The following is a 2,225-nucleotide window of genomic DNA, read 5'->3' as shown; positions in this document are numbered from 1 at the left end:
AAAGCAGACCGGACTATAAAGATACCAGGCGTTTCCCCCTGGAAGCTCCCTCGTGCGCTCTCCTGTTCCGACCCTGCCGCTTACCGGATACCTGTCCGCCTTTCTCCCTTCGGGAAGCGTGGCGCTTTCTCATAGCTCACGCTGTAGGTATCTCAGTTCGGTGTAGGTCGTTCGCTCCAAGCTGGGCTGTGTGCACGAACCCCCCGTTCAGCCCGACCGCTGCGCCTTATCCGGTAACTATCGTCTTGAGTCCAACCCGGTAAGACACGACTTATCGCCACTGGCAGCAGCCACTGGTAACAGGATTAGCAGAGCGAGGTATGTAGGCGGTGCTACAGAGTTCTTGAAGTGGTGGCCTAACTACGGCTACACTAGAAGAACAGTATTTGGTATCTGCGCTCTGCTGAAGCCAGTTACCTTCGGAAAAAGAGTTGGTAGCTCTTGATCCGGCAAACAAACCACCGCTGGTAGCGGTGGTTTTTTTGTTTGCAAGCAGCAGATTACGCGCAGAAAAAAAGGATCTCAAGAAGATCCTTTGATCTTTTCTACGGGGTCTGACGCTCAGTGGAACGAAAACTCACGTTAAGGGATTTTGGTCATGAGATTATCAAAAAGGATCTTCACCTAGATCCTTTTAAATTAAAAATGAAGTTTTAAATCAATCTAAAGTATATATGAGTAAACTTGGTCTGACAGTTATTATTTACCCACCACTTTGGTAATTTCGCCTTTCACGTAATGCACAAATTCTTCCAGCTGATCCGCACGGCTGGCCAGACGATCTTCTTCCTGGCCCAGATACGCCTGACGCGCTTCCAGAATCACCGGCTGATACTGCGCCGGCAGACGTTCCATGGCCCAATCCGCCGCCACATCTTTCGGCGCAATTTTGCCGGTCACCGCGCTATACCAAATACGGCTCAGGGTCAGCACCACGTTGCGTTCATCACCCGCCCAATCCGGCGGGCTGTTCCACAGGGTCAGGGTTTCGTTCAGCGCTTCAAACAGGTCCTGTTCCGGCACCGGATCAAACAGTTCTTCCGCTGCCGGACCAACCAGCGCCACGCTATGTTCACGCGCTTTGGTCAGCAGAATGGCCAGATCGATATCAATGGTCGCCGGTTCAAAAATGCCGGCCAGAATATCGTTACGCTGCCATTCGCCAAACTGCAGCTCACGTTTCGCCGGATAACGCCACGGAATAATGTCATCATGCACCACGATGGTCACTTCCACCGCACGCAGAATTTCGCTTTCACCCGGGCTCGCGCTGGTTTCCAGCAGATCGTTAATCAGCGCACGACGGGTGGTTTCATCCAGACGCACGGTCACGGTCACCAGCAGATCAATATCGCTATGCGGTTTCAGGCCGCCATCCACCGCGCTGCCATACAGATGCACGGCCAGCAGGGTCGGTTCCAGATGACGTTCAATCACGCCCACCACTTCAGACAGCTGGGTGCTCACTTCCGCAATCACCGCTTCACGCATAATGTTCAGTTTGGTTTTCGGACGGCTGCCCTGCTGGGTCACATCGTTGCTGCTCCACAGCATCAGGCAACGGCCCACCGCATAACGCGCCTGCTGTTTGCTCGCACGCGGCATGCTCTGCACGCCAAAAAAGCAATCATAGCACGCCATAAACACCGCCACCGCACCATTACCGCCGCTACGTTCGGTCAGGGTACGGCTCCAATTACGGCTACGCATACTCTTCCTTTTTCAATATTATTGAAGCATTTATCAGGGTTATTGTCTCATGAGCGGATACATATTTGAATGTATTTAGAAAAATAAACAAATAGGGGTTCCGCGCACATTTCCCCGAAAAGTGCCACCTAAATTGTAAGCGTTAATATTTTGTTAAAATTCGCGTTAAATTTTTGTTAAATCAGCTCATTTTTTAACCAATAGGCCGAAATCGGCAAAATCCCTTATAAATCAAAAGAATAGACCGAGATAGGGTTGAGTGGCCGCTACAGGGCGCTCCCATTCGCCATTCAGGCTGCGCAACTGTTGGGAAGGGCGTTTCGGTGCGGGCCTCTTCGCTATTACGCCAGCTGGCGAAAGGGGGATGTGCTGCAAGGCGATTAAGTTGGGTAACGCCAGGGTTTTCCCAGTCACGACGTTGTAAAACGACGGCCAGTGAGCGCGACGTAATACGACTCACTATAGGGCGAATTGAGTGAAGGCCGTCAAGGCCTAGGCGCGCCGGATCCCCCGGG

1 protein-coding gene and 1 pseudogene are annotated in these 2,225 nt (G+C 52.1%); both read right to left on the bottom strand.

The window, feature by feature from the left end; genetic code table 11:
* Positions 1–699: 699 nt before the first annotated feature.
* Positions 700–1,491: an ANT(3'')-Ia family aminoglycoside nucleotidyltransferase AadA1 gene (gene aadA1 / locus HBR94_RS28295; RefSeq protein WP_001206316.1), complete on the bottom strand. Its 792-nt coding sequence runs from the start codon at positions 1,489–1,491 to the stop codon at positions 700–702.
* A gap of 498 nt (positions 1,492–1,989) precedes the next feature.
* Positions 1,990–2,170, bottom strand: a pseudogene (locus tag HBR94_RS29000) (hypothetical protein); the annotation flags it as partial.
* Between the last annotated feature and the right edge of the window lie 55 nt (positions 2,171–2,225).

The sequence above is a fragment of the Pseudomonas sp. WS 5412 genome, from assembly GCF_012985615.1.
In the GTDB taxonomy this organism is placed as follows: domain Bacteria; phylum Pseudomonadota; class Gammaproteobacteria; order Pseudomonadales; family Pseudomonadaceae; genus Aquipseudomonas; species Aquipseudomonas shahriarae.
This window is presented reverse-complemented; position numbering and strand designations above follow the sequence as displayed.